We start from the raw sequence: 19,058 nt of genomic DNA, 5'->3' as shown, positions 1-19,058 counted from the left end.
TTCGCGCGCACGGGTACAATAGCGCCTTGATTTACTTCCCATTTTTTACTCAGGAACCCCATGGCACTGCAATGCGGCATCGTTGGCCTGCCCAACGTCGGCAAATCCACACTGTTCAACGCCTTGACCAAAGCGGGCATCGCGGCCGAGAACTACCCGTTTTGCACCATAGAACCCAACGTGGGCGTGGTTGAGGTGCCAGACGCCCGTCTGACACAACTGGCCGCGATCGCCAAGCCCGAGCGCATCGTGCCTGCGGTCGTCGAATTCGTGGACATCGCTGGCCTGGTGGCAGGCGCTTCCAAGGGTGAGGGCTTGGGCAATCAATTCCTGGCCAACATTCGCGAGACCGATGCCATCGTGCACGTGGTGCGCTGCTTCGAGGACGAAAACGTCATTCACGTCTCCGGGCGGGTCGACCCTGTCTCGGATATCGAGGTCATCAATACCGAACTGGCGCTGGCCGACCTGGCGACGGCCGACAAGGTACTGCAGAAGAACCGCAAGCTGGCAGGGTCCGGCGACAAAGAAGGCATCCGCCTTGCCGCGCTCATGGAACGCATCGTCGCAGCGCTCGACGCCGGGAAATCCGTGCGCAGCCTTGGGTTGGACGAGGACGATCTGGCAGCGATCAAGGGGTATTGCTTCATTACCGCCAAACGCGTTCTGTACGTCGCCAATGTGAAGGAAGATGGCTTCATCGACAACCCGCACCTGAAGGCCGTGCAGGATTATGCCGCTGCAGAGCATGCGCCTGTCGTGGCCGTCTGCGCAGCCATCGAGGCCGAGATCGCTGATCTGGACGATGACGACAAGACGGTCTTCCTGGAAGACATGGGCATGAAAGAGCCTGGCCTGGATCGCGTGATTCGTGCCGGGTACGAGCTGCTGGGCTTGCAAACCTACTTCACCGCCGGCCCCAAAGAGGTTCGCGCCTGGACGGTTCGCGTGGGTGCCACCGCCCCTCAGGCTGCCGGCGTGATTCACACCGATTTCGAAAAAGGCTTCATCCGTGCTCAGACCATAGGGTTTGCCGATTTTGTCGCGTGCAGCGGCGAGCATGGCGCCAAAGAAGCCGGCAAGATGCGCGCCGAGGGCAAGGACTACATCGTCCAGGACGGCGACGTGATGAACTTCTTGTTCAACGTCTAGGCCCGGCTTCTGGCACGGGCTTTGTCCCTGGAACGGGCCGCTGCAGATACCATCTCACGACCAGAGCCAGCATGAGCAGCCCCACGCCGTCGACGGCGAAGATCAGCGTATCGGTCAGGTGATCGGCCACCCAGGCGGCGGCCATGATGCCGACGGACTGGCCCAGGAACAGGAAGCAGGCAAAGATGGACATGGCCACGCCCCGTGCTTGGGGCGCCATCTGGGTCGCGTTGGTTTGCAAGGTGTTGTGCACCGCATAGAAGCCAAATCCTGCCAGGGCGCAGCCCAGCGGCGTCCAGATCATGGATGGCACGTAGGCGAAGAACAGCAACCCCAGGCACAGCGTGGCACCGCCCAGGCAGACCAGCCCGGATTCGCCGATGCGCTGCAGCAGCCGGGCCGCGCTGCGGGAATACACGAACCCACCCACGGCATAGAAGGCGGCGATCCCGCCTGCCGTGGACAGCGAGGCCGCGTGATGCGTCTGCAGCAGGTTGGGCATGAAGGCCAGGGCACCATAGGCGAAGGCGCCCTCGATGGTGACCAGGCTCAGTATCCACCGGGCACGGGGCAAGCGCAGCACGTCCAGCATGGCCTGCATCCCTTTGGCTGCGGTGGGCGGCTCCGACCCGTGGTGCAGGGCGGCTCGCAGAAGCAGTGCCCCCACAATCAAAAAGACGATGGCCATCAGCGCAAACACCATGCGCCAGCCTATCCATTGGGCCACCAGGCCGCTGATCCATTGCCCGGCCAGCATGCCAGTGACGCCGCCGCTGATGAGGCGTGCCAGGGCCACCTGACGTTCCTGGTACGAGACGTTGTCGCCAATCCAGGCCATCGCCAGCGGGAAGATGCCGGCGGCACATCCTCCGGACACGATGCGGGCCGTGACCAGCCAGTCCAGCGTCGGCGCCAATCCCGCCATGGCGTTGCCGATCACGCAGGCCAGGGCGCAGCAAGCGATCACCTTGAGCTTGCCGTAACGGTCGCCCAGAGGTCCGAAGCACAGCTGGCAGATGCCGTAGGCGACCGAAAAGACGAAGATGGTGCGCGCGGCTTGCCCGATGGTGACGGAAAATTCTTGCGTGAGTGCCGGCAACAGCGTGTCGCAGGCGCGCATCGAGGCCAGGCTGGCGCAGCAACAGGCCGAGAGCAGCCAGATCAGGAGGGGCAAAGAGGCCTCCTTGGCGCGGGTTGGGTTGTCGGGTGACGTGATGACGATTCTTCTTCATTCATTGAGCCGGAACCGTAGCTTACAACGTTGGAGTCCATCGCTTTGCCAGAGGCCGCGCCGACAGGAACTGCCGCATTTCCTACAATGAGCGCGAGGCGGGCCACGTCGTCGTGTCTGCCAGATTCGATTCCTCAAATGTAATTTTCATGACGCCGCCAAGTGTCCTGTTCGGTCAACGGACACCGGGATGTGCCTTTGGATGTGCAATGACTGCTGCCGACATTCCCGCAGAGCTCCTCGCGTTCCTGCCTTGCCGCACGCCCGATGCATGGGTGCGCGCCGCCTTGCAGCAGCAGGACGTGCTGCTGCTCGATCATCGCAACTGTGAACTCAAGGCGGCGGCCACGGCAATGAGCCTGATCGCCCGCTACGGTGACCGGGATGAACTGTGCATGGCTCTGTCCAAGCTGGCCCGCGAAGAGCTGGTGCATCATGAGCAGGTGCTGCGGCTCATTCGCGCACGCGGCATTGCACTGCGGCCATTGCCGCCCAGTCGTTATGCAGCCGGTTTGCGCGTGGCGGTGCGCACGCACGAGCCTGCAAAGCTGGTGGATCTGTTGGTGATTGGAGCTTTCATCGAAGCGCGTTCCTGCGAGCGGTTTGCGGCACTGGTGCCGCATCTGGAAGACGACCTGGCCACGTTTTATGCAGGCTTGCTGCAGTCCGAAGGGCGCCACTTCCAGGGATATCTGCGATTTGCGCGGGTGTTTGGCAAAAGCGACGAGGTCGACCGTTCGATTGCCCGCGTTCGTGAGATCGAGCGCACTCTCATTGAATCACCCGATACCGTATTCCGATTCCATAGCGGCTGCCCTGTCGTCGGTGTGGCGGACTGACGAGGCAGCGCCTGGATGCCTGGCGCGGTCAGCGCCGGTTGACTTCGTTGGCGTACGCCATGCATTCGCCCTGAATCTGCAGCCGGATGTCCGCATCCGGAGGAGGCGCAGACAGCGATGCCATGCGCAGGTCCAGGCACAGCTCGCCCAGGGTCAGCTGCACCAGGGTGTGGTCGCCTCGAAAGGATCGGCGGTCCACGTGAGCTGGAACCCCGGCTCCTGTTGCCGCCCATTGCACTTGTTCGGGTCGGACCATGACGAGGGCAGGCCCTGCATCAATGGTCGTGCTGGGGTGCAGCGGCAGAGTGCCCAGTGCGCACATGGCTGTTGTCCCGAGCACTTCTCCGGGGACGAAGATGGCCGAGCCCGTCAGGCGCGCCACGTCGGGATTGGCGGGCTGCCAATAGACGGATTCCGGGTCGGCACATTGCATGATGAGACCTGCCTGCATGGCGGCCAGCTGGTCCGACACTGCAAAGGCCTCGCCCGGGTCGTGTGTGACGAGCACGGCCGTCGTCCCCATGCGACGCAACATGCTCGTCACGTCCTCGCACATGCTGCGGCGCAGGTCGAGATCCAGGGCGTTGAAGGGCTCGTCGAGCAGCACCAGACCCGGATCGGGAGCCAGGGCGCGCGCCAGGGCGACCCGTTGCTGCTGGCCCCCCGACAGCTCGTGCGGGAATCGTTCGCCCAGGCCTTCCAGGCCCGTCAGCGCCAGCACTTCGTGGATGCGTGTCTGCTTGTTGGCGTGGCGTGGAAGACCGAAGCGGATGTTCCCCTCGACCGTGAGGTGAGGGAACAACGTTCCCTCTTGTGGCACGTAACCTATGCCCCGCCGCTCGGGCGGCACGAAGACTTTGGGGGATGCGATGGTGCGTTCGTCGAAGGCAATGCGGCCCTGCTCCAGCGGATCGAAGCCTGCAATCAGCCGTAGCAACGTGGTCTTGCCGCAGCCCGATGGGCCCAGCAGGGCCAGTACCGATCCTTGTGGCAAATCCAGGTGGATGCCGCGCAGCACCTGGGTGTTGCCAAAGCGCTTGTGGACATCTGAAACAGTGATGTGAGCCATGAGAAATTCGTCTGCTGCCAGGGGTTCGTGCCTGGCTCCATTTAAGCATGCGCGTCGTCAGTGACTCTGGTGCAACATGCGGCGGGTGAACACCCAGACGGGGATGATGGACACGATGACGAGCAGCGCCGCAAAAGGCGCCGCGGCGCCAAACTCGGCATCCGCGGTGTAGGTCCAGACTTCGGTGGCCAGCGTGACGGTGCCCGTGGGCGCCAGCATCAGGGTGGCGGTCAATTCGCGCACCATCTCCAGCATCATGAGGGCCAGCGCGGCGCCGATACCGGGTGCAATATTGGGCAGGACCACGGCCACGAAGGCCTGGAACGGCCGACGCCCCAGGCTGCGGGCAATGGCTTCGAACTGCGGCGGCACCAGCTCCACCGAGGCCCGCAACGACGATTGCGCCAGCGGCAGGAACAGGATGGCGTAGGCGATGAGCAGCACCGTGACCCCCTGGTAGAGCGCTGGCGCAATGCGGATGCTCAGGTAGACCAGCGCGAGTGCAATCACGACGCCCGGCAAGCCATGCACGATGTAGGGCAGCCGCTCGGCGAATTGAGCAAGGCGTCCCCGATGCCGCACGGAAAGCAGCACGAGCGGGATGGCCAGAATACTGGTGAGGATGGCACCGGAGCCTGCGAGCGTCACGGTACCCTGGATGGCGGGCCAGAGTTGCTGGTAGCCCTCGCCGGTCGAATGGCCGTCGACGAGCCAGTACCCCAGCGTGACCAGTGGCACGCCCAGCGACAGGATGCCTAGTGCCAGGAAGGCCGCCAGGATGAGCCAGCTCAGGCGCCCGAGCTGGATGGGTTGGGCGATGCGTGCGCTGCCGCGTCCGGTGCGTGCAATGCGGCGGCGCCCTCGCAGCCGCATCTCGGCCCAGGCGGCCGGGATGCACAGCAGCATGAGGACGATGGCCTGGGTGGCGGCCGAGGCACTGTCAAACTGGAGTTCGTAGGATTCGAAGATGGCGGTGGTAAAGGTCTGCACGCGCAGCAGCGCCAGGGCGCCGAATTCGGCGAACATGTGGGTGAGCACCAGCAGCGATCCGCCGCCTAATGCGGGCAGCAGTTGGGGTAGCAAGGCATGCAGGAAGGTGCGCCAGGGGCCGTGTCCCAGCGACCGAGCCACGTCCTCGACCCCCGGGTCGGTGCTGCGCAGCGCAGCGGCGACGGGCAGATACACCAGAGGGTAGGTCGACAGGGCCAGGATGAAGATCGCGCCGGTCAGATTCTGGAAAACGACAGCAATGGAAGACCAGGCATAGCTGGAGACGAAGGCCGGAACCGCCAGCGGCAGGCCTGCAGCCACGCGCCACAGATGGCGCCCTGGCAAGTCGGTGCGTTCCACGCACCAAGCCACGGAGAGGCCGATGAACGCGGCCAGCACCATGACCCCCAGTGCCAGGATCACGGTGTTGGCAAGCAGCTCGGCTGTGTACGGCCGAAAGAGTTCGGTGGTGACACTCCCCAGGCCAGAATGAATGGCCCGGGTAGCCACGTAAATCAAGGGCAGGGCCACCAAGGCAGCAGGAACCAGTGCGGCTCCCGCCATCCAGTTGGGTCGCGGCAGAAAATGTCGACCCATGGTGAGGTGGCCCGTGGTCATTACGCCAGGCCAGCCTCGCGCCGCAAGGCCACGGCATCCGCTGCGTCACCCAATTGAGCAGGTGTCACATCGGGTGGGTTCAGCTGGTCGAACGGCTTGAGTGCGAAAGGTGATTTCACGCCAGGACGCAGCGGGTATTCTGCTACCGTGTCGACAATGGCTTCCTGTCCGGCCTGACTCACCATATAGGCCAGGAATTTCTCGGCAGCGGCCTGATGCTTCCCGGTCTTGAGGATGCCGGCGGATGACACCGTGATGAGCCCTCCGGGATCTTTCGGGCCAGCATAGTGGATCGCCGACTTCATGTTCTTGGCCCCGATTTCGTTGGCCACGATGAACCAGTAGTAATTGTTGACCAGAGCGGTGGCGATCTCGCCGCGCTCGACAGCGCGCATGGCAGCCATGTTGCCGTTGTAGATCTGGCCGTATTCCTTCAGCCCCTTGAGCCAGTTCAGCGCAGCGTCCCGGCCCTTGAGCAGCTTGATGGCGATGATCTGTTCCTGGAAGGAGCCGCTGGTGGGGACAAAGCCCACACGGTTCTTCCATGCAGCCGTGGCCATGTCCATGATGGAAACGGGCAGCTCCGAGGCTTTCACCATGCTGGTGTTGTAGACCGTCACTCGGCAACGTGCCGTCACGCCCAGCCATTCATTGTTCTTCGACGTATAGCCTGGCAGCACCTGCTTCGTGGTCGATTCGGGCAAGCGTGTCAGCAGCCCTTTTTCCGCCAGCGCGTCCACTGGGGGGCTTTCTTCGGCGTAGAACACGTCAGCGGGTGAGCGTGATCCTTCTTCGATGATCTGGTTGGCCAGCTGCGTGCTGCCGCCCTTGCGGATTTCCACTTGAATGCCGGTGGCCTTGGTGAAAGCGTTGACCAGGGCCTGTGTGGTCTTGGCGTGCTGGCCGTTGTACAGCACCATGGTCTGGGCTTCTGCCGCATAGGCGCTACGCAGTGCCGGGGCGCCGAGCAAGGCACCCGTACCAAGGATGAGACCGTTGCGCAGAAACGTGCGACGGGAAGTTGGAGTCATGACGATTGCTCTCTGAATAGGGACGAAGGCAATTCTAATCCAAATAAGAATTATTATCCTTACGGTTCTCTGTTTGAAGAGACCCCGCATTCGCTCTTACACTGAAAGTTTCACGGTTTTTCGGTTGTCGACATCGTGCATTCCTTCTTGTTGCAGTTGCAGGATTTTTACCGGACCTGGCAGACGGTAATCCTGGTGTTTCTGGTGGTTTTGGGGTCTTTGCTTCTGGGAATCGTGGTTCGGGCGGTGCTCGCGCGCATCATTCGACGCCTGCATCCGGTGCGACACTCCTGGGTTCATGGCCTGTTGTCGGGGTCTTCATTTCCGGCTCAGGTGCTGATCTGGGTGCTTGGTGTTGCGCTTGCCGGACAGATGCTGGTGCGCGAGGGCGCCGGCCGGGCAAATCAGGACTCTCTGCTCGCCCACGGCATAGGGCCGGTGCGGGACGTGGGCATCATTCTGGTCGTCATGTGGTTCCTGTTGCGGGCCGTGAGCCAGATTCAGGACAACCTGTTGGCGCGAGCGCATTCGCATGGGCGTGATCTGGATCTCACGGCGACGGATGCCGTGGGCAAGCTCACCAAGGCCGCCGTGGTCATCACAACCATCCTCATGGTGCTGCAGACGTTGGGCTTTTCCATCGCGGGCCTGCTGGCCTTTGGCGGCATGGGGGGCATTGCCGTAGGCTTTGCCGCTCAAAGCCTGGTGGCGAACCTGTTGGGCGGGCTCACCATCTTTGCCAGCCGGCCTTTCAAAGTGGGCGAGTACATCATCATTCCGGGGACAGATCTCATGGGCGGTGTGGAGCACATAGGCTGGCGTGCCACGCGGCTCATCGGCTTCGACTGCAAGCCGTTTTACGTGCCCAACGCCATGTTCAACACCCAGCCTGTTATCAACCACACGCGCATGACCAGTCGCCGCATTCTCGAGGACATCCACATCCGCTATGCCGATATCGGTGCGGTGGCGGACATCGTGAAAGACGGCCAGGCAATGCTGGCGACACATTCGGGGATTCAGCGCGACACCTTTTCCTTCAACTTCAACAGTTGCGGGACGTTTTCACTGAAGTTTCTGTTGCAGGCCTTCACGCTCGGCACGGACTACAACGACTACCTCGCGGTGCAGCAGGACATTCTGCTGAAGCTGGTGGAGATCATCCACCGTCACGGAGCGGAGTTGGCCGGCCCCATGTCCACGGTTGAAATGCCTCAGTTGCAAGGCGCCACTGTGCCGGCGCCAGCCTCTTGCAATCCGCTGCCATCGTCCCCACGTATTGGAGCAGTCAGCGGTGGCGCTATTGAAGGCCACTGAATCCATCCAGAACCCGAACATGACGAGTACCATGAGTCAAACTGAAACCAAGACGGCCGAAACCCTGGGCTTCCAGGCCGAAGTCAAGCAGCTCTTGCAGCTGATGATCCATTCGCTCTACAGCAACAAGGAAATCTTCTTGCGTGAGCTGATCTCCAATGCATCAGACGCCTGCGACAAGCTTCGTTTCGAGGCCATCGATCATCCCGAGCTGCTGGAAGGTGACACCGATCTGCGCATTCGCGTGACCTTCGACAAGGCGGCTCGCACGATCACGATTTCCGACAACGGCGTGGGTCTGTCGCGGGATGAAGCCATCGCGAATCTGGGCACCATTGCGCGTTCCGGGACCCGCGAATTCTTTTCTCAGCTGACGGGCGACAAACAAAAGGACGCTCAGCTGATTGGCCAGTTCGGCGTCGGGTTTTATTCCTCTTTCATTGTGGCCGAAAAGGTGTCCGTGCACAGCCGGCGCGCCGGTACAGCAGCTGTCCAGGCCGTGCTGTGGGAATCCGACGGCCAGGGCGAGTTCTCGATCGCCCCGCTCGAGAAGGCCGATCGTGGTACCTCGGTGACGCTGACCTTGCGGGCCGATGAAGATGAGTTCCTGTCAGGCTGGAAGCTGCGCGAGGTCTTGCGGCGCTATTCGGACCACATCTCGCTACCTGTCCAGATGCTGAAAGAAGAATGGGACGAGAAAAAATCCGAGCAAGTGATCACCGACGAATGGGAAACGGTGAATCAGGCCAACGCGCTGTGGGCTCGTGCCAAGTCGGACATCACCGACGAGCAATACAAAGAGTTCTACAAACACGTCTCGCACGATTACGAAGACCCGCTCGCCTGGACGCATAACCGGGTCGAAGGGCGCAGCGAATACACCCAGTTGTTGTATTTGCCCAAAAAGGCGCCGTTCGACCTCTGGGACCGTGACGCTCGCCGGGGCGTAAAGCTGTACGTCAAACGCGTCTTCATCATGGATGACGCCGAGCAGCTGCTGCCCAGCTATTTGCGCTTCGTGCGTGGCGTGGTGGATTCTGCCGACCTGCCGCTGAACGTCTCGCGTGAAATCCTGCAGGAAAGCCGCGACGTGCGCACCATCCGCGATGGTTGCGCCAAGCGCATCCTGGGTCTGCTCGAAGACCTGGTCGAGAACAGGCCGGACGACTACACCGTGTTCTGGGAGCAGTTCGGCCAGGTCCTCAAGGAAGGCACGGGTGAAGACCCGGCCAACAAAGACAGGATCGCCAAGCTGCTGCGGTTTGCCTCCACGCACACCGATAGCCCGGCTCAGGTGGTCTCGTTGGCCGAGTACGTGGGCCGCATGAAAGAAGGTCAGGACAAAATCTATTACCTGAGCGCCGATTCGTACGCGGCTGCAGCCCATAGCCCGCATCTCGAGGTCTTCCGCCGCAAGGGCCTTGAGGTGCTGCTGTTGTCAGATCGCGTGGACGAATGGATGCTCTCGTATTTGCGCGACTTCGATGGCAAGTCTCTTGCGTCCGTGGCCAAAGGGGGATTGGACCTGGACAAGCTCGCTGACGAAGCCGAAAAGAAGCAGCAGGCCGAGGCAGCAGAAGCATTCAAGCCCACGATCGAACGTCTGAAGACGGCCTTGGGCGAGCGCGTGAAAGACGTACGCGTGACGGCCCGGCTTGTGGATTCGCCCGCGTGCGTGGTGGTCGACGAAAACGAGCTCAGTCCGCATTTGATGCGCATGCTCAAGGCGGCAGGGCAAGAGGCCCCCGAGGTCAAACCGATTCTCGAGGTCAACCCGCGGCACGCTTTGGTCAAGCGGCTCGAGGCTCAGGCCGATCCCTTCTTTGGCGATTGGGCCGAGTTGCTGCTGGATCAGGCACTGCTGGCTGAGGGTGCGTCGCTTAAAGACCCAGCTGCTTTTGTGAAGCGCCTGAATGCGTTGCTGTTGAAGGCATAGGTGTTACAGGGAGGCTGAAACCCTGCGCTTCCTTCTGTTGCTTTTTAAAGGCCTGGAATCTTCCAGGCCTTTTTAGTTTGAGTCCGTACAGCCAGTATATTTGGTCTTACCCATTTAAAAAATGTTAGGGAAATCTCTATCTTGGTCAGACCGGACAGTGTGGTTATTATTTCTTCGATACTGGTAAGACAACTAGCGTGACCACGGGTTCACAGTTCCTCCATGACAGAAGAAATCGTGCGTTTGAAGAACGTGCACAAACAGTTTGGCTCCAACCATGTGCTCAAGGGTGTAGATCTCACTATCCACAAGGGTGAGATTGTGGCCATCATTGGTCAGAGCGGGTCAGGCAAGAGCACAGCGCTTCGTTGCATGGATCACCTCGAAATCATCAACGAAGGCGAAATCACCGTTTGCGGCCACCGATTGGCTTCGGGCATCAAGCATCAGGCGCTCAGGCAGCTGCGTACAGAGGTGGGCATCGTCTTCCAGAGCTATAACCTGTTTCCGCATCTGACTGTCGAGCAAAACATCACGCTTGCGCCGCGCTCGGTATTGAAAATGCCGACGCAACAGGCACGCAAAACGGCGACGCGCGTGCTGGCGCAGGTGGGGCTCCAAGATAAGCGCGACATGTATCCCGAACAGCTCTCCGGCGGGCAGCAGCAGCGGGTTGCTATTGCAAGATCCCTTGCCATGGGCCCAAAGCTCATGCTGTTCGACGAGGTCACTTCTGCGCTGGATCCCCAGCTGACTGGCGAAGTGCTGCGCGTTATTGAGCAGCTCGCGGCTGACGGCATGACCATGGTGCTGGTTACGCACGAGATGGCCTTTGCCATGAAGGTCGCTCATCGTATCGTCTTCATGCATCAGGGCCGTATTCATGAGCAAGGGGATGCCGATGTTCTGCGCAATCCCAAGACCGCCGAATTGCGGGATTTTGTCAGTAATGGCCTCTGATTACCCAGCGTCCGCACTGGTCTGCCCTCTAGGCGGCAGAGTCCTTTCTATATGCAGCCTGAGGGTGGGTACCCGTTATGTACACATTCGATTTTAGTTTCCTGAATGCGTTCTGGGACAGTTTGCTGGACGGCGCATGGACAACCATTCAGATTTCCGTAGGGTGCCTCATCCTGGGCTTTGTGCTGGGGGTGATTCTGGCCGTGGCGAGAAGAAGCAGCTCAGTGGTCATCAAGCGCCTGGCGGGTGGTTTTGTCGACCTCACCCGCAATACGCCTCTCATCGTCCAGACGTTCTGGCTGTTTTTTGGGCTGGCGGCGTTGGGTATTCAAATTTCAGCCTTTTATACCGCCATCATTGCCCTGTCCATTAATACCTCCGGTTATACCTGCGAAATTGTTCGTGCAGGTATTGACACCATCTACCACGGGCAGCGCGAGGCGGCAGAGTGTTTGGGACTCAGCCGATGGCAGATCTTGCGATCCGTTATCTTGCCTCAGGCCATTGAGAAAATGTTCCCTTCACTCATGAGCCAGTTTGTGCTCATGATGCTGGGGACGTCCATCATGTCGCAAATTTCCGTCGAGGAGCTCACTGCTGTGGGCCTTCAGATTCAGAGCCAGACGTTTCGCGGTTTTGAGGCCTACCTTGTGATTGCCGGCATCTACCTGGTGTTGTCCTGGTTGCTCAGGCTCTCGATGGCGCTCTGCTACAACATTGCGTTTCCCAGGCGTCGCAAAGTTGAAGCGTCCCTGTTTGTCGCGCATCAAGGGGCTGCATCATGATATTGGGCGTTTCCTATGATCAATGGCTGTATATGCTCCGAGGGACCGGCTGGACAGTTGCACTGTCTTTGCTGGGGTTCTTTGGGGGCACCTTGGTGGGGCTGCCAATTGCCGTGGCGGGAGTTTCAAAGAGCCGGGTAGCGCGGGTCCTAAGCGCCATCTACGTCAAGCTCATTCAGGGTATTCCGCTGCCAGTGGTGATGTTTCTGGTGTACTTCGGCATTAGCTTTGCAGGATATAACCTCTCTGCGCTGGCCGCAGCTGCGATTGCAATGACTCTGTATTGCAGCGCGTTCCTCGGGGAAATCTGGCGGGGCTGCATTCAGTCCATTCCGCAGGCTCAGTGGGAGGCCGCAGAATGTCTCGCCATGGGCAAGCTCTATGTGCTGGCTCAGGTCATCCTGCCGCAAGCGCTGCGGGTTGCGATACCGCCCACTGTCACTTTCATGGTGCAGATCGTCAAGAACACCTCTTACGCCATTGTGATCGGCTTCTTTGAACTGACCTACACCTCAAGCGTCATCAATAATTCGACCTCCAGGCCTTTCGTCGTATTCACGGTGGCTGCGGTCGTCTACTTCGCGATCTGCTATCCCTTGTCGCTCTTTTCTTATCGGATGGAGCGCAAGTTAAAAAAATATTCCTGATGTCCGTCGGATGTGCGCGCAAGTGGTCGTGGACGCTGCTTGTGACGCATGCATTGCAGCCGTTCACTTCTCACTTCCAAAGGAATACAGACCATGAGCCAGTCAAGATTGCTTTCCAAATTCGCCTTGCTTCTGTCCGGGTGCGCGATCGCTTTTGGCGTCCAGGCCAATGAGCTTCAGGATATTCAGAAGGCCGGTGTCATCAAGATCGGAGTCGACATTACAGCGCCCCCCTACGGGATGCTGGACAAAGATGCCAAGGCGACGGGGTTCGACGTGGATTCTGCACGCTCTCTGGCCAAGAGCCTGGGGGTGAAGCTGGATATCGTCCCCGTGACGGGGCCAACGCGAGTGCAGTTTTTGCTGACGAAGAAGGTTGACTTGGTCATGGCTTCGTTTTCGATCACCCCCGAACGTGAGAAGGTCATAGACTTCTCCAAACCTTATGGTCGCATTCCTGTTGTGGTCTATGGGCCGAAGGCAGTCAAGATCGGTGGCCCGAAGGACCTGACGGACAAGGCGATTGCGGTCACACGCGGTACGACCAGTGACATGACCATCACCAATTCCACCAAGGGTGTCGCAGGTGTCACGATCGTTCGTTATCAGGACGATTCGACAACCAACACGGCGGCCGCGACGGGCAAGCAGAAGTATATTGTAGGTGCCCCGAGCATCCTGGGCGACATCCACAAAGTCAATCCTAAAGCAGATATGGTGTTTAAGTACACCGCGACTAGTTTTCCAATGGGGGTTGGCATTCGTAAGGATGAGCCCGAGCTCAAGGCCAGCGTCGATCATTGGGTAGAGGCGAATCTGAAAGACGGTAACCTCAAGGCCATTTACGCGAAATATTTCCCGGGCGTTGAATATTAGAACTCCGCAATGACGGATACGTAGGGCCGAGGCGTGCGGGTGCCTTCGGCCCCTAAAATGCATCAAGGATCTTTTACTATGTCGGAAAACAGGCGTTTCTTAATCCTAAACCCCATCGACGATGTCATGATCGCTCTTCAGCCCTTGCTGAAGAGCGAGCGTGTGAACGAAATCGATATCCTCGACAATATTCCGCCTGAGCACAAGGTGGCCCTCCGGCCAATTGCCAAGGGTAAGCCGGTTCACCGTTATGGGCAGGTCATCGGCTTTGCCACGCAGGACATCCTCGCTGGCCAGCATGTTCACACGCAGAACCTCGCCTATGGTGAGTTCGACAAAGACTACCGCTTCTGCGAGGACTATCGCCCGACGAAGTACGTCGAGACACCCGACACCTTCATGGGCATCGTGCGTGATGATGGCCGGGTGGCAACGCGCAACTATATCGGGATCCTCACCTCAGTCAACTGTGCCGCAACGGTTGCACACGCCATTGCTGATCGCTTCCGACGTGATATCTTTCCTGAGGCGCTGGCTGACTTTCCCAATGTGGATGGAGTGGTGGCACTCTCGCACGGGGTGGGCTGCGGCATAGACTCCAGCGGTGAGGGCATCCAGGTGTTGCGGCGCACGATCGCAGGCTATGTGCGGCATGCCAATTTTGCAGCTATTTTGATCATTGGCCTGGGGTGTGAAACCAACCAGATCAGTGGTTTGCTGAAGAGCGAAGCGCTTGCGGAAGGCTGCAACCTTCAGACCTTCACTATTCAAGAGGTCGGTGGGACACCCAAGAGCATTGCAAAGGGCATGGAAATCATCAAGGGCATGCTGCCCGATGCCAATCGGTACAAGCGCACTCAAGTGCCGGTCGGTCATCTCAAAATCGGCATGCAGTGTGGGGGTTCCGACAGCTATTCGGGTATTACGGCCAACCCCGTTCTGGGCGCTGCCATGGATATTCTCATCCGCAATGGGGGCACAGCCATCCTGTCAGAAACTCCCGAGATCTACGGTGCAGAGCATCTGCTCACGTGCAGGGCCGTGAACCGTCAGGTTGGCAACAAGCTTGTGGGTGTGATCGACTGGTGGAAGGACGTCTGCGAGCGCAACAATGCCTCGATGAACAACAATCCTTCTGCTGGCAATAAGGCGGGAGGGTTGACGACGGTGCTCGAAAAGTCCCTGGGCGGTGTTGCCAAATGCGGGACAACGGGGCTGATGCAGGTGTACGACTATGCGGAATCAGTGACTGAAAAGGGTTTCGTGTTCATGAATACCCCTGGGTACGACCCCATGTCTGCTACGGGGCAGGTTGCTGGCGGAGCCAACCTGATCTGCTTCACGACGGGAAGGGGCTCTGCGTTTGGCTGTGTTCCATCACCGTCGCTCAAACTGGCGACCAACAACGCACTGTGGAAGCGCCAAGAGGATGACATGGACTTCAATTGTGGTTCTGTGATCGACGGGGCACAAATCGAAGATCTGGGTCGCCAGTTCTACGAGCTGATTCTGCGGTGCGCATCGGGCGAGCAATCCAAGAGCGAGATCTATGGATACGGACAAAATGAATTCGTACCTTGGCAGCCGAGCATCATTTGCTAGTGCGCCATGAAAGAACCTGTCTCTTTTCTGCATCCTGCCGGGAGCCCCCGCAACTACCTGCAGGTGGCAGATGCTCTGCGCAAGGTGATCGCCGAAACGGGTGTGCGTGGCGGAGGTCGCCTGCCGTCCGAGCGTGAATTTGCCTTGCAGCTGAACATCTCGCGGCCCAGCGTGCGCGAGGCGCTCATTGTGCTTGAGCTCGGGGGCGAAATCGAGATTCGGGTAGGGTCAGGCATCTATCTGCGGCAATCGAGCACAGAAGCGGCTCCCGCTGGCGAACCTGATGGGAGTCTTGCCTCCCTTGGGTACAGTCCGTATGAAGTGAATCAGATACGGCGCTTCCTGGAGGGCGGGGTGGCGGCCCACGCAGCGCAGTTCATAACGAGTGCCCAGCTAAAGAAGCTGGATGCGCATCTGGCATCCATGTACCGGGGGTTGGAACACCACCCGGGCTCGGAAGATCGTCAGCTTGTGATGGCAGATCGAAAATTCCACCTGGCCCTGGCGTCTGTGACTCACAATCGTCTGCTGGTGCATACCATCGAGGAGTTATTCGACCAGCGCTATAGTCCCTTGCCCGGGTCCCTGCGGCGTCTCTTTGAAAATCGCATGGTCTGGGAAGAGTGCGTGAAGGAGCATCAGGACATTTATGATGCCGTGGCAAGCCATGATCCGTTGCAGGCCGAAGCAGCCATGCGGCGGCACCTGACGCGGGCTCATGCCCGTCTGATGGCGGTGATCGATGAATGATGGCCAGAGGTCGCATGCTGTGCATTGGATAAACACGTGCTTCTGGTGCGTTCCCAGGGGGTGAATACATGCGGAACACCACGGAAAAGCAGCTGGCCTTGATTGCGCTCGACTGGGGGACAACCTCGTTACGCGCTTACCTGCTTGATGGGTCAGGCAGTAGTCTTGCCGAGCGCAACCTGCCTTTGGGGCTGATGAATCTTTCGCGCCTGCCAAATGGTGAGCGTGATTTCCTGTCTGCCTTCAAGGCCGCTTGCGCCGACTGGCTCGACCTTCGGCCGGGCCTTCCGGTCATTGCCTGCGGCATGGTAGGCAGCGCACAAGGTTGGCGGCAGGCCGACTACGTGGATGTCCCCGCCCGTGTGGCGGATATCTGTGGCCGCTTGCTTCGCATCGACACGGGGCTGGGGGTGCCCCTCTGGATTGTGCCTGGTTTGCGAAAAATCGACGGCTTGTCGGATGTTATTCGAGGTGAAGAGACGCAGGTCATTGGTGCGATGCAGTGCCTGGCGGCCCAAGGCCCTTCTTTGGTCGCGCTGCCCGGCACGCACAGCAAGTGGGTTCTGGTAGAGGATGGGTGCTTCAGGACATTTGACACCTTCATGACCGGTGAGGTTTACTCCGCCCTTCAGGCGCACACTATCCTCGGGCAACTCATGATTGCTGGCGCGGAAGATCGGTTGGCGTTCGATCGGGGGCTCAAGGTCGCCGCTTCTGAAGAGGCTGAGAAAGGGCTGTTGGCCACACTTTTTAGTGTACGTACCCTCGGGTTGACAGGGCGGGTTCCCGCCGCAGGCTTGGCGGACTATTTGTCGGGCCTGCTGATTGGTTATGAAGTCAATGCGGTTGCGCGCTTGTACGCGACGCGGCTACGGCGTTCGAGCCGGGTGCCGGTCGTCTTGTGTGGTACACCCGCACTCAGAAGGCGTTATCAGCGCGCCCTGGATGCATCAGCATGGGCTGATGTGACGTCTCTTGACAGTTCCAGCCGCTCGGGGCTGTGGAAGGTCGCCCAGGGTGCAGGACTGGTGGCGCTGGCCGCCAGCCGGTCTGCGTGACGGCGCGGTGGTTGTGTGGCTGTGTGGATGAACACAGAGTTGGAGACAGCATATGACAGACGGTTCCGGTTTTGACTTGACCCCTTACTTGGGGGGCTTTCCACTGATTGCCATCCTTCGTGGCGTTACATTGGCTCAGGTCGATCCTGTCGCCGGGATTCTGCTTGGAAGGGGCTGGCGAGTGATCGAGATTCCCTTGAACTCTCCAGATGCCCTGCAAAGTATCGCGAAATTGTCGGCGGCCCACGGCTCGCACGCATTGGTTGGGGCGGGTACGGTAATGACTCCTGATCAGGTTCGGGAAGTGCGCCAGGCGGGCGGACGGTTGATCGTGATGCCCCACTCAGATCCGGATGTCATTGGCGAAGCCAGGGTTTGTGGTATGGCTTGTATCCCGGGTGTGGCAACCCCCACAGAAGCCTTTGCGGCGCTAAGGGCGGGGGCAGATGCGTTAAAGCTGTTCCCAGCTGAGCAACTTGGGCCATCGGTCGTGAAAGCCTGGCGCGCCGTGATGCCAAAACGAATCGGGCTGATGCCGGTTGGTGGCATCACCCCCGATTCCATGGGAGCCTATCTGCGGGCGGGTGCCAGTGGATTTGGTTTGGGAGGTGGGCTCTTCAAGCCCCAGATGACGCTTGATGAGGTTGCCCACAGGGCAGGGCAGTATGTGGGGGCCTGGCAGGCCTTGGCCCCCGAAATGAACTCCAGGAACTCATAAAATAACATTTAGCGTTTCCTGGTGGGGGGAGTCAGGCCAGGGGGCTTATGGCGGGCATTTCGCTTGATTCAGGCTTCCCACGATATGATTTTCCCAGGGTTGAAGATATTGTTTGGGTCGTAGGCATGTTTGACAAGGCGCATCAGTTCCAGTGCGTCCTCTCCGTGTTCGGCTTTCAGGAATTCAATCTTGTGGATGCCCACGCCATGTTCACCGGTACAAGTGCCATCCATGCCGATGGCGCGATGCACCAGGCGGTGATTGACCTCCTCAGACTGACGCCATTCCTCTTCACTGTCAGGGTCGATGAGCATCTGTACATGGAAGTTGCCATCTCCCACATGTCCTACGATGGTGTATGGGAAGGGCATCCCCTGCAGGTCAGCAGCAGTTTGCGTCACGCACTCGGCCAGGCGCGAGATAGGCACACAGACATCTGTGGCAACGCTGCGCGACCCTGGCCGCAATTGCAAGCCCGAGTAATGGGAGTTGTGCCGTGCCGTCCACAGGCGCGTGCGGTCTTCAGGGCGGCTTGCCCACTGAAAGTCCATGCCCCCGTTTTCGTGGGCGATGTCCTGAACCAGGGTGGCCTGTTCCTGAACCCCGGTTTCGCTGCCGTGAAACTCGAACAATAGCAACGGCGTCTCTTTCAGGCCCAGTTTGCTGTATCGATTTACGGCGTTGACGGCCCGCTCGTCCATGAACTCTACCCGTGCGACCGGTACACCACACTGCATGACCTGGACCACCGATTCAACCGCCGACTGCAGGGTGGGAAAGTTGCAGATGGCAGCCGTCACGGCCTCGGGCAATGGGTAAACGCGCACGGTAACGGCCACGATAATGCCCAGTGTGCCCTCGCTACCCACAAAAAGATGGGTCAGGTCGTAGCCAGCCGATGATTTGCGCGCACGGCTGGCCGTACGAATCACCTTTCCTTGAGCCGTCACAACGCGTAGCGAGACAACGTTCTCGCGCATGGTTCCGTAGCGCACGGCGTTGGTGCCGGAGGCACGGGTGGCGGCCATGCCCCCCAGGCTTGCGTGTGCCCCTGGGTCCACCGGAAAGAACAAGCCCGTGTCCTTGATTTCGTCATTCAGCTGCGTGCGTATTACCCCGGGCTGCACGGTGGCCGTGAAATCCTGGGCATCGACCGAGAGCACTTTGTTCATCTGGGAAAAATCCAGCGTGATCCCGCCCTGGATCGGTAATACGTGACCTTCGAGTGAAGAGCCGATGCCGAATGCAGTGACAGGGATCTTGTATCGGTTGCACAGCGTGACGACGCTTACCACCTCGTCTTCGTTGCATGGAAAGATCACCGCGTCTGGAGGGCAGACCGGGTAGGGCGATTCATCGGTACCGTGATGGATGCGGACCGACTCGGAGGTGATGAACCGGTCGCCGAACAGCGATTGGAACGCCGCGACCCCTTCGGGAGGGAGGGTGCGGCGGTGTAAATGCGGTAATTTGTCCATA

The 19,058-nt window shown here is 59.7% G+C and carries 17 protein-coding genes; 12 read left to right on the top strand and 5 right to left on the bottom strand.

All coding sequences use genetic code 11. The features are described from left to right. Positions 1-60: 60 nt before the first annotated feature. Positions 61-1,152: a redox-regulated ATPase YchF gene (gene ychF, locus VF285_RS08890; RefSeq protein ID WP_346952260.1), complete on the top strand. Its 1,092-nt coding sequence runs from the start codon at positions 61-63 to the stop codon at positions 1,150-1,152. Here ychF and VF285_RS08885 read toward each other — a convergent pair. Further along, entirely contained in the window at positions 1,142-2,326 is a 1,185-nt protein-coding gene (locus tag VF285_RS08885; protein WP_346952259.1) for an MFS transporter, read from the bottom strand. The two genes, ychF and VF285_RS08885, sit on opposite strands and share 11 nt — an antisense overlap. 266 nt (positions 2,327-2,592) lie before the next feature. Between VF285_RS08885 and VF285_RS08880 the strand changes: the two genes are divergently transcribed. Further along, positions 2,593-3,222: a tRNA-(ms[2]io[6]A)-hydroxylase gene (locus tag VF285_RS08880; RefSeq protein WP_346952258.1), complete on the top strand. Its 630-nt coding sequence runs from the start codon at positions 2,593-2,595 to the stop codon at positions 3,220-3,222. A 28-nt stretch (positions 3,223-3,250) separates the two neighbouring features. Here VF285_RS08880 and VF285_RS08875 read toward each other — a convergent pair whose 3' ends face one another. From VF285_RS08875 to VF285_RS08865, 3 genes are read right to left on the bottom strand one after another with little or no spacing between them, the layout of a single operon-like run. Next, positions 3,251-4,291, bottom strand: coding sequence for an ABC transporter ATP-binding protein (locus tag VF285_RS08875; protein ID WP_346952257.1), 1,041 nt, complete (start codon positions 4,289-4,291; stop codon positions 3,251-3,253). 57 nt (positions 4,292-4,348) lie between these two features. Further along, positions 4,349-5,899: an iron ABC transporter permease gene (locus tag VF285_RS08870; protein ID WP_346952256.1), complete on the bottom strand. Its 1,551-nt coding sequence runs from the start codon at positions 5,897-5,899 to the stop codon at positions 4,349-4,351. Then, on the bottom strand, positions 5,899-6,930 hold the full coding sequence (locus tag VF285_RS08865; protein WP_346952255.1) for an extracellular solute-binding protein: 1,032 nt from the start codon (positions 6,928-6,930) through the stop codon (positions 5,899-5,901). The genes VF285_RS08870 and VF285_RS08865 overlap by 1 nt, the downstream gene beginning before the upstream one ends. 135 nt (positions 6,931-7,065) lie before the next feature. On the opposite strand from VF285_RS08865, the gene VF285_RS08860 reads away from it, so the two are divergent. The 10 genes from VF285_RS08860 to VF285_RS08815 all read left to right on the top strand — a co-directional run bounded on the left by VF285_RS08860 (position 7,066) and on the right by VF285_RS08815 (position 17,579). After that, positions 7,066-8,247 (top strand): mechanosensitive ion channel family protein, encoded by a 1,182-nt coding sequence (locus VF285_RS08860; protein ID WP_346952254.1) that lies wholly within the window; start codon positions 7,066-7,068, stop codon positions 8,245-8,247. A gap of 31 nt (positions 8,248-8,278) precedes the next feature. Further along, on the top strand, positions 8,279-10,183 hold the full coding sequence (htpG, locus tag VF285_RS08855) for a molecular chaperone HtpG (RefSeq protein ID WP_346952253.1): 1,905 nt from the start codon (positions 8,279-8,281) through the stop codon (positions 10,181-10,183). Positions 10,184-10,405: 222 nt separating this feature from the next. Then, positions 10,406-11,143, top strand: a complete 738-nt coding sequence (locus tag VF285_RS08850; protein ID WP_346952252.1) for an amino acid ABC transporter ATP-binding protein — start codon at positions 10,406-10,408, stop codon at positions 11,141-11,143. 77 nt (positions 11,144-11,220) lie between these two features. Continuing rightward, on the top strand, positions 11,221-11,928 hold the full coding sequence (locus tag VF285_RS08845) for an amino acid ABC transporter permease (RefSeq protein WP_346952251.1): 708 nt from the start codon (positions 11,221-11,223) through the stop codon (positions 11,926-11,928). After that, a complete protein-coding gene (locus VF285_RS08840; RefSeq protein WP_346952250.1) occupies positions 11,925-12,575 on the top strand; it encodes an amino acid ABC transporter permease in 651 nt (216 codons plus the stop codon). Before VF285_RS08845 ends, VF285_RS08840 begins: the two co-directional genes overlap by 4 nt. 93 nt (positions 12,576-12,668) lie before the next feature. After that, on the top strand, positions 12,669-13,451 hold the full coding sequence (locus VF285_RS08835) for a transporter substrate-binding domain-containing protein (RefSeq protein ID WP_346952249.1): 783 nt from the start codon (positions 12,669-12,671) through the stop codon (positions 13,449-13,451). A 57-nt stretch (positions 13,452-13,508) separates the two neighbouring features. Continuing rightward, entirely contained in the window at positions 13,509-15,053 is a 1,545-nt protein-coding gene (locus tag VF285_RS08830) for a UxaA family hydrolase (RefSeq protein WP_414648106.1), read from the top strand. Positions 15,054-15,059: 6 nt separating this feature from the next. After that, positions 15,060-15,803: a FadR/GntR family transcriptional regulator gene (locus VF285_RS08825; protein ID WP_346952247.1), complete on the top strand. Its 744-nt coding sequence runs from the start codon at positions 15,060-15,062 to the stop codon at positions 15,801-15,803. A gap of 68 nt (positions 15,804-15,871) precedes the next feature. After that, complete coding sequence (locus VF285_RS08820; protein WP_346952246.1) at positions 15,872-16,861, top strand: 2-dehydro-3-deoxygalactonokinase; 990 nt, start codon at positions 15,872-15,874, stop codon at positions 16,859-16,861. A gap of 52 nt (positions 16,862-16,913) precedes the next feature. Continuing rightward, positions 16,914-17,579, top strand: coding sequence for a 2-dehydro-3-deoxy-6-phosphogalactonate aldolase (locus VF285_RS08815; protein WP_346952245.1), 666 nt, complete (start codon positions 16,914-16,916; stop codon positions 17,577-17,579). Between the two features lie 68 nt (positions 17,580-17,647). Here the strand turns inward: VF285_RS08815 and VF285_RS08810 are convergent, their stop codons facing one another. Beyond that, on the bottom strand, positions 17,648-19,057 hold the full coding sequence (locus tag VF285_RS08810) for an FAD-binding oxidoreductase (RefSeq protein ID WP_346952244.1): 1,410 nt from the start codon (positions 19,055-19,057) through the stop codon (positions 17,648-17,650). Between the last annotated feature and the right edge of the window lies 1 nt (position 19,058).

The sequence above is a fragment of the Castellaniella sp. genome (genome assembly GCF_036379515.1).
In the GTDB taxonomy this organism is placed as follows: domain Bacteria; phylum Pseudomonadota; class Gammaproteobacteria; order Burkholderiales; family Burkholderiaceae_B; genus Castellaniella.
Note: the sequence above shows the minus strand (reverse complement) of the source record. Positions and strands in the feature narration are given on the sequence as shown.

Coding starts and splice junctions, on each gene's coding strand:
- ychF (WP_346952260.1), top strand. CDS start 61: ATGGCACTGCAATGCGGCATCGTTGGCCTGCCCAACGTCGGCAAATCC.
- VF285_RS08830 (WP_414648106.1), top strand. CDS start 13,509: ATGCATCAAGGATCTTTTACTATGTCGGAAAACAGGCGTTTCTTAATC.
- VF285_RS08835 (WP_346952249.1), top strand. CDS start 12,669: ATGAGCCAGTCAAGATTGCTTTCCAAATTCGCCTTGCTTCTGTCCGGG.
- htpG (WP_346952253.1), top strand. CDS start 8,279: ATGAGTCAAACTGAAACCAAGACGGCCGAAACCCTGGGCTTCCAGGCC.
- VF285_RS08815 (WP_346952245.1), top strand. CDS start 16,914: ATGACAGACGGTTCCGGTTTTGACTTGACCCCTTACTTGGGGGGCTTT.
- VF285_RS08875 (WP_346952257.1), bottom strand. CDS start 4,291: ATGGCTCACATCACTGTTTCAGATGTCCACAAGCGCTTTGGCAACACC.
- VF285_RS08810 (WP_346952244.1), bottom strand. CDS start 19,057: ATGGACAAATTACCGCATTTACACCGCCGCACCCTCCCTCCCGAAGGG.
- VF285_RS08870 (WP_346952256.1), bottom strand. CDS start 5,899: ATGACCACGGGCCACCTCACCATGGGTCGACATTTTCTGCCGCGACCC.
- VF285_RS08845 (WP_346952251.1), top strand. CDS start 11,221: ATGTACACATTCGATTTTAGTTTCCTGAATGCGTTCTGGGACAGTTTG.
- VF285_RS08865 (WP_346952255.1), bottom strand. CDS start 6,930: ATGACTCCAACTTCCCGTCGCACGTTTCTGCGCAACGGTCTCATCCTT.
- VF285_RS08840 (WP_346952250.1), top strand. CDS start 11,925: ATGATATTGGGCGTTTCCTATGATCAATGGCTGTATATGCTCCGAGGG.
- VF285_RS08825 (WP_346952247.1), top strand. CDS start 15,060: ATGAAAGAACCTGTCTCTTTTCTGCATCCTGCCGGGAGCCCCCGCAAC.
- VF285_RS08850 (WP_346952252.1), top strand. CDS start 10,406: ATGACAGAAGAAATCGTGCGTTTGAAGAACGTGCACAAACAGTTTGGC.
- VF285_RS08880 (WP_346952258.1), top strand. CDS start 2,593: ATGACTGCTGCCGACATTCCCGCAGAGCTCCTCGCGTTCCTGCCTTGC.
- VF285_RS08820 (WP_346952246.1), top strand. CDS start 15,872: ATGCGGAACACCACGGAAAAGCAGCTGGCCTTGATTGCGCTCGACTGG.